At 43.2% G+C, this 13,822-nt stretch carries 13 protein-coding genes; 5 read left to right on the forward strand and 8 right to left on the reverse strand.

Annotated elements, in window-relative coordinates; all coding sequences use genetic code 11:
* From VME0621_RS26740 to VME0621_RS00015, 3 genes are all read right to left on the reverse strand, one after another.
* Positions 1–247 (reverse strand): hypothetical protein (locus VME0621_RS26740; protein WP_197498241.1); only part of this gene is annotated, 247 nt, incomplete at its 3' end.
* Positions 248–258: 11 nt separating this feature from the next.
* A complete protein-coding gene (locus tag VME0621_RS00010) occupies positions 259–1,200 on the reverse strand; it encodes a substrate-binding domain-containing protein (RefSeq protein WP_065311633.1) in 942 nt (313 codons plus the stop codon).
* Positions 1,201–1,419: 219 nt separating this feature from the next.
* Positions 1,420–1,653 carry a hypothetical protein gene (locus VME0621_RS00015; protein WP_062463950.1) on the reverse strand — a complete coding sequence of 78 codons (234 nt, stop codon included), beginning with the start codon at positions 1,651–1,653 and terminating at the stop codon, positions 1,420–1,422.
* A gap of 706 nt (positions 1,654–2,359) precedes the next feature.
* Here VME0621_RS00015 and VME0621_RS00025 point away from each other — a divergent pair.
* Entirely contained in the window at positions 2,360–2,587 is a 228-nt protein-coding gene (locus VME0621_RS00025) for a hypothetical protein (protein ID WP_065311635.1), read from the forward strand.
* Between the two features lie 867 nt (positions 2,588–3,454).
* On the opposite strand, the gene VME0621_RS00030 is transcribed toward VME0621_RS00025, so the two are convergent.
* The 4 genes from VME0621_RS00030 to VME0621_RS00045 all read right to left on the reverse strand — a co-directional run bounded on the left by VME0621_RS00030 (position 3,455) and on the right by VME0621_RS00045 (position 7,037).
* On the reverse strand, positions 3,455–4,051 hold the full coding sequence (locus tag VME0621_RS00030) for a tyrosine-type recombinase/integrase (protein WP_062461079.1): 597 nt from the start codon (positions 4,049–4,051) through the stop codon (positions 3,455–3,457).
* A gap of 217 nt (positions 4,052–4,268) precedes the next feature.
* Complete coding sequence (locus tag VME0621_RS00035; protein WP_062461081.1) at positions 4,269–5,474, reverse strand: multidrug effflux MFS transporter; 1,206 nt, start codon at positions 5,472–5,474, stop codon at positions 4,269–4,271.
* An 11-nt stretch (positions 5,475–5,485) separates the two neighbouring features.
* Positions 5,486–6,157 carry a glutaredoxin 2 gene (gene grxB / locus VME0621_RS00040; protein ID WP_062461084.1) on the reverse strand — a complete coding sequence of 224 codons (672 nt, stop codon included), beginning with the start codon at positions 6,155–6,157 and terminating at the stop codon, positions 5,486–5,488.
* A gap of 13 nt (positions 6,158–6,170) precedes the next feature.
* On the reverse strand, positions 6,171–7,037 hold the full coding sequence (locus VME0621_RS00045; protein ID WP_062461087.1) for an MBL fold metallo-hydrolase: 867 nt from the start codon (positions 7,035–7,037) through the stop codon (positions 6,171–6,173).
* A gap of 103 nt (positions 7,038–7,140) precedes the next feature.
* Here VME0621_RS00045 and VME0621_RS00050 point away from each other — a divergent pair, with 103 nt between their 5' ends.
* Both VME0621_RS00050 and VME0621_RS00055 read left to right on the forward strand, forming a co-directional pair.
* Positions 7,141–8,040 carry a LysR family transcriptional regulator gene (locus VME0621_RS00050; protein ID WP_065311636.1) on the forward strand — a complete coding sequence of 300 codons (900 nt, stop codon included), beginning with the start codon at positions 7,141–7,143 and terminating at the stop codon, positions 8,038–8,040.
* 518 nt (positions 8,041–8,558) lie between these two features.
* Positions 8,559–8,828, forward strand: a complete 270-nt coding sequence (locus VME0621_RS00055; protein ID WP_006069509.1) for a hypothetical protein — start codon at positions 8,559–8,561, stop codon at positions 8,826–8,828.
* Positions 8,829–8,912: 84 nt separating this feature from the next.
* On the opposite strand, the gene VME0621_RS00060 is transcribed toward VME0621_RS00055, so the two are convergent.
* Positions 8,913–10,694, reverse strand: coding sequence for an ABC transporter ATP-binding protein/permease (locus VME0621_RS00060; protein WP_062461090.1), 1,782 nt, complete (start codon positions 10,692–10,694; stop codon positions 8,913–8,915).
* Between the two features lie 355 nt (positions 10,695–11,049).
* Between VME0621_RS00060 and VME0621_RS00065 the strand changes: the two genes are divergently transcribed.
* Complete coding sequence (locus VME0621_RS00065) at positions 11,050–12,705, forward strand: ABC transporter substrate-binding protein (protein WP_062461093.1); 1,656 nt, start codon at positions 11,050–11,052, stop codon at positions 12,703–12,705.
* 116 nt (positions 12,706–12,821) lie between these two features.
* A complete protein-coding gene (locus VME0621_RS00070; protein ID WP_062461094.1) occupies positions 12,822–13,811 on the forward strand; it encodes an ABC transporter permease in 990 nt (329 codons plus the stop codon).
* Positions 13,812–13,822 lie beyond the last annotated feature (11 nt).

Raw genomic sequence — 13,822 nt, forward strand, 5'->3', positions numbered from 1 at the left:
CTTCATTTAAGATGATTTTTTTATATTCATTAATAGCATACGCTTGCATCAAAGGAGCAATATTATTACTCAGTGTAATTAAGCTCATTTCAACTTGTTTATTGATGTGCTTTGAGAGTGCTTGTTTATCAATTGAAAGAGTAATCGTTGTATAGATAGCTATCACGAGACTGATGCTGAGCATGATAACTAGCATGGTCACTCTTATGAGAGCGACGGACTTGGAAGAAGCGTTCATTTTCCCCATCAGGTTCCTTTCTAATCCAAACCGAGGACATTTCTTTTAATTTCTTCTTCTTGGCTATCAAGGGTATTTTTGTCCACAGCAAGCACCTTAAGCTCTTGAGTTGATTCAATCTTCGCGCCCTGCCAAAACTCATAAACAGTCTCGACTGAACGCTCTCCTATTTTAAAAGGTTGTTGCATCGCAGCTCCAACAATAACATCCGTTCTGAGCAACTCCAGAAACTCTGGCTCTGCATCAAAACAAATCAACAAAACCTCCTTCTCTTTACCCATTTTCGCTATACCATCAAGAGCAGCTTGATACCTGTTCGAACCTTGTAGCCAAATAGCACGCGTTCTAGGATTTTTTGTTAAGATTTCGATTGTATAATCAAATGTTTCCTGATAACTAAAATCCACTTGCTGATAAAGGCCATTAACGTCTATACCACTTTCATCAAGAGCAGCAATGAAACCTTGTGTTCTCTGTTGACCATTCACTCTCATCTGGGGAATAGCGATAATACCGACGGTGCCGTCAACACTTGAGCTACGCTCCATCTTAGCTGCAAGCATTTTTCCTAAATCATAGGCTCCTTGGAGATTGTTTGATTTTATGTAGGACAAGTAGTCGCCACTCTCTGCTCCAATATCGGCAATGACGACAGGGATCTGGGCTTGTTTTGCCAAATTAAGCAAGGTCACCGCGGCAGAAGAATTCGTAGGAGACATGATGATGGCATCAGCCTTCATATCGATGGCCACTACAAGATTTTCTAATTCTTGTTTAGCATCATTGCTGGCAGAGAGGACAAGCACGTCGTAATCATAGACGTTTGCTTTCGAAGTAACTCCTCTACTCATAATTTCCCAAAAGGGTATTCTCAAATCTGAAACAAGATAAACCAATTGCTTTTCAGACGTTTCTCCATCCATAGAGAGAAAGAGCAAGCATAACACGATCATCTTTTTCATAATGGTCTCCTACCAAACTCTAGTTAGCAACACATGTAACGCTGGACTTAGCAACATAGAACTAACATTATTATATTAGTATAAATTAATGTAATGTCTTTACTGCCTTCATAACAAAAGAAACTCCCCATCCCTTGAAGTGATCACCATATTGCGCTACCGAGGTCGATCCTAATCAGCTGCTGCCTCCTTATCACGCAGAACATTTACAAAGAAGTACTATCTCCACTTTTCTAGCAAAAAGTCAGCCCACTCTTTCGAAATGAACTTAAAGTCTACTGCTTGTTCATCCCGAACTAGAACCACATAGTACTCAACTTTACGCTTCTCTCTGGGAGTCATGAGCCAATAGGTGATGCTCTCTGCTCTTGAGGTGTTGCTGGAGGCTAAGATAAATCCACCTCTGCTTGTTTTAATACATAGATGTAACTCCACACACTCTGGTTTGTCCATACATCAACGACTCCTACAGAACATACACTTTAATGGCCGATTGGTATTCAGAACCATCATCTATTTCTATCTGACACTCAACATTCGTCTCCATGTATATCCCAAAACTCACCGTCCTCTACGATGCTAAACCATTCTTCATTAGAAAAAATAGTCATCCCCGTATAATAACCTCATGAATAATATTGAGTATTTTATAGGTTAGATAATCAATCGCTTTTTACAATATGATTTTTCCTAAAAATTAGTCTTGATTGATATTCAGAATGACCTTTACTTAAACTAAGAATGGCAGTCAATGTGCGAGGAGCAGCATGCGACACATTATCGCAATGCAAACGGTTCATTTGTCGTCATGCGCACTCGTTTACGCTTTTTGGTCAGATGGCATAGTCGAGAAAGCCATAACCAAAAACAAGCCAGTGGTTTTTTATGCCGCTAGAGGAAATCATTGGAGCGACTATGGAAAAAATGAAGGTGCTTTATATACAAGAGACAATTGAAATTGATGGGTGTTTTTATGTTTCAACAGAGGTGGAGTTCGAATGTTATAAGGGGGACGTGTTGCCACACTGCAATAAAACACCTTATGACATAGTTGACAACCCCTACGGGAGACCCGACTCAAACATCGACATATTTGTTTGATATAAAATTTAAGAATACTGCTCATATAATCAGAGTAATACGGATTGATTCTACTATAATGTCGCATTCATTAATCGTGTCGAAGCAACAAACTTTCGCCAAGGCTTGCAGCTACGTTCAGTCATTAAATGCCGCCGAAAAAGCTAACTATCTTTGTGGCAATCAATCGATGTTAGAATTTGCGGTAAATGCTGAGATATCAGCCTCAATAGTTGAACAGCACAAAGATATCATTGAAGCAATTTTGCTGGGTAGAGTCTTTTACTTTGATACTCCTGCAGAATAAAGTTGCCATTTATCTGTTAGCCATGGCAAGTCTGGTTATGTATTTAGTTGAATTGATTTCACCCTACTATGACATTCAGAAATAGTCAGTGTAAATAACTTGAAAATCAAAGTTCTCATACTAGTCTGTTGGACGTAACTTTAAGTTCCTTGTTGTCGTGTATCAAGCACCAAATCTATACTTATGGTGCTTTTTTTTGCCTATCGTACACTACATGTCGGCTTACAACACACAACGTTGCTCCATTTATGTCCGCATTGGTCTGGTGATACCATTTACCTTTACCATAAGTTTTTTTTCGGGGAAATTTCATTTATGGAATGACGCTCCCTACAACGGTAAGACTGATAATGGGACAGATATGAGTTGTTGCAGAATCTGCAATCACTGAGCTTTCTCGTTACTCGGGCAACTATTGCAAAAATTGCAACAGTTCAACTACCGAGGAATCCTCGATAGTTGCTTGATAAGCAATGTGCATATTTTGCACATTAGTTAGTTCTATTGCCGAAGCGACGAGATCAGAGCTGGGTTGGAGCAGAGGTGATTTACGAAACAACCTGTTTCGCAATTGTGCAAGACCCTCTAGCATAATTGGTTACTAGAGTTTGTCCAATAACCTGTTGGACAATTGGGGAACAGCTTGTTTCACAAATAAATCTCATGATGGTTTCTTGCGCTCTAAACACATCTTGGGGCAAAAATAAGCTAGCCTCGTCACTCAGTTTACGAAGTGGACCATATGATTCAGCGGGGGCTGTCAGTAGATTCCTGCCTTCGCAGGAATGACCGGATTTGGATTTAGGTTATTGACACGAAAAGGGGCACAGGCTTTTCAGAAGAAAAGCCTATAGAAGACCCTGCTTTTCAGCAGTCTGTTTTCTCAGATAGCCTCAGAGCGTCTTCTAGCTCAACACCAAGGTATCGAATTGTGTTATCTAGCTTCGAATGTCCAAGTAAGATCTGTACGGCCCTGATGTTTTTCGTTCTGGCATAGATTAGAGTGGCTTTAGTGCGACGCATGGAATGAGTGCCGTAATAGTCAGCATTTAAACCCAGTTTTTCAGCCCAGTTTCTGATAATTGAACGATAGAATGAGTAGCTGATAGGTTGCCCTGAGCGTCGGCTACTTGGGAATAGAAAACTGCTTGCATCTAGGGATGCTGCAAAAACCAATCTGCTAATACTTTGCTGCGTTCTCGGAGTAATCTCATAGTGAACATCGGTGCCCGTTTTTTGTTGGATGCACTGAACCCTTTCATAGATGACTCCTTGTGAAGAAACATCGTAAACATGTAGCATTAGCAAATCACTCGCTCTTAACTTGCTATCTATAGCTAGATTCAGAAGTGCAAGCTGCATCAGATCGTTTTCAATCTCCAACCTAGTTCTAATTCGCCAGATTTCTTCAAGCTTAAATGGCCTTTTGATGCCACTGCATTTACCAGAAGATAACTTTCTCATGATGACCTCCTCCTAGTGTCGTTGGTCACTTGAAGTTTGGCAGCCATATTTAGTAGAGTTCAGGAAGAGCTGAAACGTTGGCGGACAAGAACGTGCCAGTGACTTACTCAATTAGAAGTAAAAAGGTTAGGTTAGGCATTGCAAATGCTCTTATCAATTAGCTAAGGCCTTTAACATCTAGCGCTTAGTCATGCTCTGCTCGTCAAATTCAAAGCAACTAATTTAGGTGCGAGCCTAACCTTGAGTTAGTTCTCTGTACTATTTGGTTGTCTACCGTGACTAATAGAACTGATGCTAGTGACAACAGCATGACGATGGCCAGTGTAGAGATACTACTAACCCCCAAAAGTCCCGATACAGCGACAAGCAATGCTCCTCCAATCATTCTGAAAAAACCATCGATAGATGTTGCCAAGCCAGCACAATATTTAAAGGGCTCAAGCGCAAGAGATGTAGCAGAGCCAGATAAGAGGCTGAAGCCTGCTGCTCCCAATGCCGATAAAGCAAAGAACAGATAAGTAGCATTAGAGCTAATAAACAACAAACCCATACCTCCGACAGTGATAACAGTGGCACCAAATCGTACAGTATTCCTGCGGCCAAACGACCTCATCAATCTAGGCGCAATAAGGCTAGCAAGTATTTGAACTCCTCCGATCATGCCGAACATAAGAGAGAACTGCACTTGAGAAAATCCACCCTCACTAATTGCAACAATTGGAGCTACTGAAATGTAAGTCAGCAGCGCACCGAAACTGAGCATGTTAGTCAGTGAATACACCAAAAATGTACGATTGGTTAATATATCGCGCACGTTACATTTAAGCGCCTGCGTATCTTTTACATTAACCGTAGCCTTAACACTCTTCTTAGATTGAAGTGCGATAGCTGACATAATAAACAGCAACAGAGCCAAACCAGCCATGAGATAGAAGCCACCTGTCCACCCCCACAAAAGAGCCAACCCACTGCCAATGAGCGGCGCAATGGTTGGCACTGCACTGGTTACACCGCCCATATAGCTTAACCACTTACCTGCAACGTCACCTTCGTAGTTGTCTCGAACCCAAGCCATGGCGGTGATCATAGTGAATGAAGCGCCTACACCTTGCAGAGCTCGCGCTGCGTATAGCATCTCTAAAGAGGAAGATGCTACAACCAGCAAGCTACCTGCTGCATACATGATTAGCCCAAGCATGGCAGAGAACTTACGCCCCTTGCGGTCAGAAACAGGGCCCGCAATGAGTTGACTCACACCCAGAGCCAGAACGTAAATCGAAATAGTCTGTCTTATTTCGCTCTCAGAGACAGCAAAAGCCTCGATCATCTGTGGAAAAGATGGCAAGTAGACATCAATAGCCAGTGGCCCCAGAGGTATGAGAGAAAAAATAACCAGCAGTTGGAAAAATTTGTTACCTGCCATCTTAAACTCCTTTACTTACTTATCGGTGGATACAATGACATACCAGAGCGTGATGCGATGAAACTAACAAAGCTCATCATGCGCTCACTCATTTCTAATTCCGCTACCATTGTGTAGTTTCGCAGCTCAGAAAATGCAGCAATGTCGTCAATGTTCAACTTGCGCTCACCAGAGACAAGAGCATCAATATCGAGCAAGGAATCCAGCTCTTCCAAGAGTTGTTTAAGCACCGAAAGGTACTCTTCTGTTCTCTCCAACGCCTGCTCAATGGATTGGCCCAATGCGCCTTTGCGTGACTCAACAAACATACTGAGGGCGTCTGCCGTAGACAGCTCAGGGAGGTTAAGCTGTGGCATGCGCGGGTACAAAAGCTGTCCAGAGGTCGGGTAAAGCCGCTTTAGAAGGTTATTCAATGCTTCTGATACTTCGTAACGTGTGAACATTGGTTCACCTTGTTGATCCAAGTAGCGGATAATGTCGAGGCTCTCGACCATCACCGTGTGCTCACCATCATGCTGCCGCTGTTTAAGCACAGGGACAGTCAACCTCTCTAATTTCCCCGCTAACGACTCTGGTAATTGCCCCAAAGTCATCGGGCTAATTTCACAATCAATATTTTTAAGCCCAACAACGGTCTTAACACGAACACAAAATGGGCAGCTATCAAATACATGCAGTTTCATCATTCGCCCCCTACTAATTACCATGCCAAATTGAGTAAGCCATGCGCTCAACATGAGCAGGCAAATGTTCCTCATAACCATTCCAATGGCTGAATTCAGGCAGCTTTATCGACTCTTTTAATTCATCAACTGATTTGCCATCTTGCAGCCCTTTCCAAACCGCATCGAATAGAGCCTGAGCAAACTCTTCACTCTCTTCTAGCAGTTCTGGTGAATCGACAGGGATGTGACCATTTATGATGGTGTCAAATTCTAGCTCTTTACGTACGCGCTTAATCGTACTCAATGTGGCTACGTAGTCCTGCTCGATTAAACGCCCAGAACTCACTAGGTATTGTGGCAAGTGCCAATCTACTGCAACTAATACTTTGTCTTCAGGCATGTGAACAATACTCATGCAATTGCCATCATTCTTACCGTAGTAATGTAGGTCGACGTTTTTTCCCCCTAACGAAACTGTCATGTCATCTTTGTAGGTAGTCGTTGGATAAGCCACCTTATCTTCTAAATCACGAGAAAGAAGGTCTGAGCAATTTTCTTGAGCGATAAATTCTGCGCCTTGTTGCTTGAAGATATTGCCGCCACGGGAATGGTCAAAGTGATCATGGGAATAAATAACTTTTTTGACTGGCTTATCTGTCACTTTACGGATTTCTTTCATCATTTGTGCAGAACGAGCATCGCCTGAAGGGTCAGTAATAATCACGCCTTCGTCTGTAACAACAATCAGGCTGTTATAAAAAAACTGGGAGTACTGATAGATACCATTCTTTAGTTCTTTTAATACTGGCTTCGACGGGTCAAACCCATCGGCTGCACTAGCCCCAGCAACCATGCTTAGCGTCAGAGTTAAAGTAGTGAGCTTTGAAGTAATAGACATTGTTCTTTCCTATTCATCGTTGAAGATGAAACAAAAGATAATTAACATTACCAAGTAGAACAATACAGCCAAAAGTAACTTCACTTAATACTAAAGGTATCGAATGGATAAGTATCGGAATATGCAGTTATTTTGTACGGTTGTCGATAGAGGCAGCTTCTCTAAGGCGGCTAAAGCGTTAGGTATTACCCCAGCAATAGTCGGCAGACATATTGCCGCTATGGAGGAATCGTTAGGATTTAGACTTCTGAATCGTACAACACGCAGTATGCACCTTACCTCAGGTGGAAAAGCTTACTATCAGGGTGCGCAAACCGTATTGAGCCAGATAGAGCAATTAGAAGACTCGCTAACAACCGCCCATCAGAATAATCCAGAAGGTCTTATTCGCTTGTCTGCTCCTGATGCAATGGGCCCGTTTCTAATGAAAGCTATTAAAGAATTTCGAACAGAATATTCGGGGATTCGATTTGATCTCGCCTTATCTAACAGTAAGTCAAATCTGATTGAAGAGGAGATCGATCTTAGTATTCGATTCGCATTCGAGTTACAAGATTCATCTTATATTGCGACTAAGCTTGGCGAGTCCGATTTTGGCTTGTATGCCGCTCCATCATATATAGATGAATATCAAGCCCCCTCTAATTACACAGAGCTAAAAAAACATGACTGCCTACATATGGGAAGCTCAAGAGATGGAGACTACTGGATGCTTACTGTCGATGGTAAAAGCCTTTCGTATCGACAACCGTGGATAGCTGTAATTTCAGACACAAATACGCTTATTCAAGCGACTGTGGATGGAATGGGTATCGCCATGATACCGAGCGTATTTGTTAATAAACACATAAGCGATGGCGACTTAGTCAAAATAGAAAATGTTGCTGAATTTCCAGTGGTCAATATTTACGGAATGTACCCAACACGTAAGCATGTGCCTTATAGGCTATCGTTGTTCTTAGATTACCTAAAAACGAACTTTATCCATATCATCACTTCCTAAGCAAATCTTAAAGTAGGATTAAATATGGTAGGGAAAATACACACACCTAAACTTTGTAGAGCACTGATTCTAACTCACTTTGGGGCAAAAATAAGCTAGCTTCGTCAGCCACCTTGTGGAGTGGACCACATGATTCAGTGGGCGTTGTCAGTAGATTCCTGCCTTCGCAGGAATGACAGGCTTTGAGTTTGAGTATTTCCCAGTCACTAGTTCAACTCTGAAAGGGGCAATAATAAGCTAGCCTCGTCACTCAGTTTGCGAAATGGACCATATGATTAAGTGGGCGTTTTAGGTAGGTTCCTGCCTTCGCAGGAATGACAGGGTTTGAGTTTGGGCATTTATTTTGGAACTCTGCTCAACCTGAAAAAGAGCAGGGGAGTCGAAGAGTTACAGTGACGGATGTTGTAAATGTTAGCGCATTAATGAGTGATTACTCAAGATTTGACAGTTTGTGTTGGCGAAATGACCAGACTTGGCTAGCTTCATAGAGTGACTACACTAACGACAAGGAGAATGCGATGGATTGTAGCTCGCTTGCGGTTTGCATGAATATTAACGGAACGGATTTGACGTTAGCATGGGGACCTAACAAAACTAAACAGCAGTGTCTTGACGAATACCACAGTATAACGGCCGACCTTAATGCTAAAACCTATACGCTCAACCTGAAAGATCATGCTGGTTCAACGCTGGTTAAACCGATTTCACACCGAAAAGCCTCTGAATTAATGGACGAGTGGGGTGATATACAAAACAACTTGAACCAAGATCTAGATATCCACTGGTAGCGGTTCGAATAGAAACTTCTATGCCCTTGTTTGGATTTGACCAAACAAGGGCTCTTACATTAATGATTTGTACAACTGCCGCTATTATCTCACGATGGGCTGTTTAAACTGTAGCTCCACCAAACGCTTATATAGTTCGCAATTTTCTAGCAACGAATGATGATCGCCAATATCGACCAAACGACCATGGTCTAACACCGCAATTTGGTCTGCGTGCTGAATGGTTGAAAGACGGTGCGCGATGATGATAGTGGTTCTTCCGACCATTAACTCTTCTAATGCTTGTTGTACATGATGTTCACTCTCGCTATCGAGGGCGCTTGTGGCTTCATCAAGCAGAAGGATTTTTGGATCTTTGAGGATAGCGCGCGCAATAGCGATGCGTTGGCGTTGCCCTCCAGAAAGTCGCACGCCCCTTTCTCCTAAGAAGCTGTGGTAGCCATCTGGCAACTGCATGATGAAATCATGGGCATGGGCTTTTTTCGCTGCTTCAATTACTTGCTCATCGGTCGCGTCTGGATTGCCGTAACGGATATTGTGAAAGACGTCGTGACTAAACAAAGCGGGCTGTTGTGGAACTAGGGCCATTTGCTTGCGAAGTTCGTGAGGGTCAAACTCTCGAATATCGACATTACCTAACTTCACTTGTCCGGCTTGAGGATCGTAGAAACGCTGCAAAAGCTCAAATACCGTTGTTTTACCTGCTCCAGACGGTCCAACGAGTGCAAGTACTTTGCCTTCGTCTGCTTTGAGGGTTAACCGTTCAGTGGCAGATTGAGAAGGTCGGGAAGGGTAATGGAAGGTTACATCGTCAAAGGTAACTTCAGATCGCAGCGTATTGGTAGCATTGAAGATGCTTTCTGGCGCCTTGATATGGCTGTCAACTTGCAGGATTTCGACCAAGCGCTCGGTTGCGCCTGCAGCGCGTTGCAACTCACCTAAGACTTCTGAAATGGTCGCTAAAGAAGAAGCCACCATAATGGCGTAGAAAACAAAAGCACCAAGGTCACCGGCTGACATGGTGCCGTGGATCACGTCGCTGCCCCCAACCCAAAGCATGCCAGCAATAGCAGTAAAAACAATAACGATAACGCCAGAAATCAAGATAGCGCGCTGCTTAACGCGCCTACGTCCAATGTCATAAGCCCGTTCTACTTCCTCAGCAAAAGCCGCACGCTCTTGCGCCTCAAAACTGTAACTTTGGACCGTTTTGATATGTTCAATCGCTTCGCCTGCGTAGCTGCCTACGTCCGCCATAGAGTCTTGGCTTTGACGTGAGAGTGCTCTTACACGACGCCCGTAGAACAAGATGGGAATCAAAATAAACGGAACCGATGCTAACACAATGAGCGTCAACTTAATGTTGGTGGCAAACAGCATGATAATCGCACCAATACACATAAGCGCACTGCGCATTGCCATAGAAAAAGAAGAACCAATGATACTTTGCAATAGCGTCGTATCCGTGGTGATTCGAGACATGATATCGCCGCTGCCGTTGGTCTCAAAATAACTCGGATGCAGGGTAATGATGTGATTGAATACCGCGAGGCGAATATCTGCGCTGACGCGTTCACCAACAGAAGAAACTAAATAGAATCTAAAAAAGGTGCCAATGGAAATGCACACGGTGACCAACATGATAAATTGAATCGCATTACCCAAGTCTTGCAGTGATTGCTGAGCAAAGCCTTGGTCAATTAAGATTCGAACCCCATGACCAACAGAGAGAGTGAGGCCTGCGGTGAAGATGAGTGCTACCAGAGCCGCAAATACTTTGGCTTGGTAAGGGCGAATGAAGTTAACCAGTTCTAATAGAATACCTAAGTTTTTGCTCTTAGCTCTGGATTGCTCTTGTTGTTGCATTGATGTGCCTAATCGTTCGCTTTATTACTTAAGGTTATGGGGGTGGATTAACAAATAGCAACACTATTGCCTATTTCTGATCCCAAAAGCGTGAGCTTGAATAGCCAGAGAATGAATTTTCATGAAATATTTCAACCTAAATCAATGATTAATATAAGTTAAATTATGCAAATTATAGAAAAGTTTCATGAGTGAGAAGGTTTCTGTGCAACGCTTTTTAGTTTTAACAAATAGGCAACCCATTGCCGATCCAATGTGGTCTTAGTCACGTTTATAAACCGAATTCCTCGCTAGTATCCTTGAAAAACAACGATAACGAACTTCGCCTACACAGTTCATAAACAAGGATAGATAGATGAAAAAAACGCTGCTTCTTACTTCTGCAATTGCTGCATCAATGGTTATCCCCGCTCACGCTGAAGAGTCGTCTTCCATGCCAAACTTGAAGATTCTCAATGAATTCTCAACTGGCTGGGTGCGTAACTTTAACCCTTGGTTTGGTGGTCGTTCAGACTTTGCTTATGAGTCGCTATACATCTTCGATATCTTAGACTCGAAAAACGTCCATCCTTGGCTAGCAACAGGCTATGAACTGAGCGATGATTTGACGGTACTGACTGTTGATCTTCGTGAGGGTGTTCTTTGGTCTGATGGGAAACCGTTCACGGCTGATGATGTTGTGTTTACTTACGAGTATCCGAAAGCACATCCAGAGATCGATACCGGCGGTGTCAGCGGTAAAGTTGACAAAGTCGAGAAGGTTAATGACCTACAAGTTAAAATCTATCTAAAAGAACCGAATGCGTTTGCAGCGCGCGATGTTCTTGGTGAAACGGTTCGTATCGTCCCTAAACATATTTGGGAAGGTAATGATTCGCCAGCCCAAAGCACGAATGATAACCCAGTGGGCACGGGCCCATTCACAGAAATCCAGCGTTTTACACCACAAGTTTATGTTCAGTGTCGTAACCCAAATTATTGGAATAAAGACCTCAAAATTGACTGTTTAGAGTTCCCGCAATTCTCAAGTAACGATGCAGCGCTAGAGATGCTTTCAAAAGGAATCGTGGACTGGGCAGGTATCTTTATTCCTGATATCGAGCGTACGTTTGTTTCTAAACATCCAAATAACAAGTACTGGTTCCCATCAAACGATGGTGTTCGAATCACATTCAACTACAAAACAGAGAATGAAGGCGCAAATAAAGCCTTCCATGATGTGAACTTCCGTAAAGCTGTAAGCCTATCAATGGACCGAGAAGCCATGATGATGATTGGCTCCTATGGTTACGTTGTCGGTGGAAACCCAGCAACAAACTTACCAAAAGGTATGTGGAATTGGCGTGACGAACAAGCCGACAAAACTTGGGCTGAAGTGAACCAGTACGACATTAACAAAGCTAAGCAGTTATTAGCAGACGGCGGTTACAAAGATACTAATGGAGACGGCTTTGTTGAGAACCCAGATGGTAGCAAGTTAACCTTTAAGATCCAGGTACCAAGTGGTTGGAGTGATTGGGTAAACAACACTTCTATTGCGGTAGAAGGTCTGCGCATGGCAGGTATCGATGCAACGGTAATTACTCCAGAAGCTAATGCGTATGCGAAAAACTGGGAAACAGCGAACTTCGATGCCACATTCGGTGCAGGTTCGATGCAATCTTCAGTATGGAAGTTCTACGATTTCACTATGGGTTCTGAATACGTACAAAGCCCAGTGTGGTGGTCTACTACCGTTAGTAACTATGTTGACCCACAACTTGACCAGTGGATCTCAGAGCTAGGTTTGACTAAAGACGAAGATCAACAGAAGAAAATTGCGGCTAACGTAGAACGTTACTTTGCCGAAAATGTGATTCAAATTCCTCTTTACTACAACGGTATCTGGTATGCATATAACGACTCTCGCTTCGAAGGTTGGGCTAATGAAGATAATCAAATTGGTCACCCTGCACCTTGGAATGGCATGAGCCGTCTTGTTCACCTAATGAACCTAAAACCGAAAGGTTAATCCAGTTTAGCGTGGTCTCTTGAGCGAGGGAGGCTGCGCTTTTTTCTCTCACTTCTCTTACTTGTCGGCTCCCCATAAGGGGGAGCTGAGGGGAAAGTCTAATTGGAATTTAGGTTATGAGATATTTATTAAGCCGATTTGGCTTCTATTTGCTGGCCTTTGTCGCCGCAGTAACCATTAACTTTTTCTTGCCAAGATTGATGCCTGGTGACCCAATTCAATCATTTTTGGGGCGTCTTGCACAAAATGGTGGGCAAATTACACCAGAGACCATCGCTTCTCTTGAAGCTCTTTATGGTTATTCCACCAATACTCCACTGTTTCAACAGTTTTTAACTTACCTACAAAGCATCATGACGGGTGAGTGGGGAACATCGACACGTTTCTTCCAACCTGTATTTGATGTTCTTGGCCGTGGCATGTTGTGGACGTTGTTGTTGGTTGGTTCTTACCTTGTCGTGTCTTATACCATCACAACGTTGCTCGGTATTTGGGTGGCTTGGAAGCGAGGCACGTGGGTCGATTCTGTCATCACTGTGGGTTCGGTAGTGATATCGTCGATTCCTGCCGTAGTAATGGCTCTACTTATGTACTTTATCTTTGCATCAGATCTCGGCTGGTTTCCGACGAGTTATGCGTACGACCCATCGCTCGATCCTGCAATGAGCTTTGAATTTGTCAGCAGTGTGGCTTATCACTTAGCACTGCCATTGTTCAGCATGGTACTGCTTGGAATGGGCAACGTTATGGGCATGCGTTCCAACATGATCAACCAGCTTGGTGAAGACTTTATTGTCATGGGCTGGGCTAAAGGTGTGAAAGACAAAAAGGTGATGTTGCAATACGGTGCGCGCAACGCAGTGCTGCCAATGATCACTACATTTGCTATGTCGGTTGGCGCCATCTTTGCGGGCTCGCTGATTATCGAAATCATATTCAATTACCCGGGATTAGGACAGGTCATGTTCCAAGCCATGCTTGCGCGTGATTACCCGTTGATTCAAGGCTACCTGCTTATCATGACCATCATGGTATTGGGCGCTAACTTTATCGCAGATTTACTGCTGTTCGTGCTTGACCCACGTCTTCGCACTGAGTTGGGTTAAAGGAGTTAAGA

This window comes from Vibrio mediterranei (assembly GCF_900088415.1).
In the GTDB taxonomy this organism is placed as follows: domain Bacteria; phylum Pseudomonadota; class Gammaproteobacteria; order Enterobacterales; family Vibrionaceae; genus Vibrio; species Vibrio mediterranei.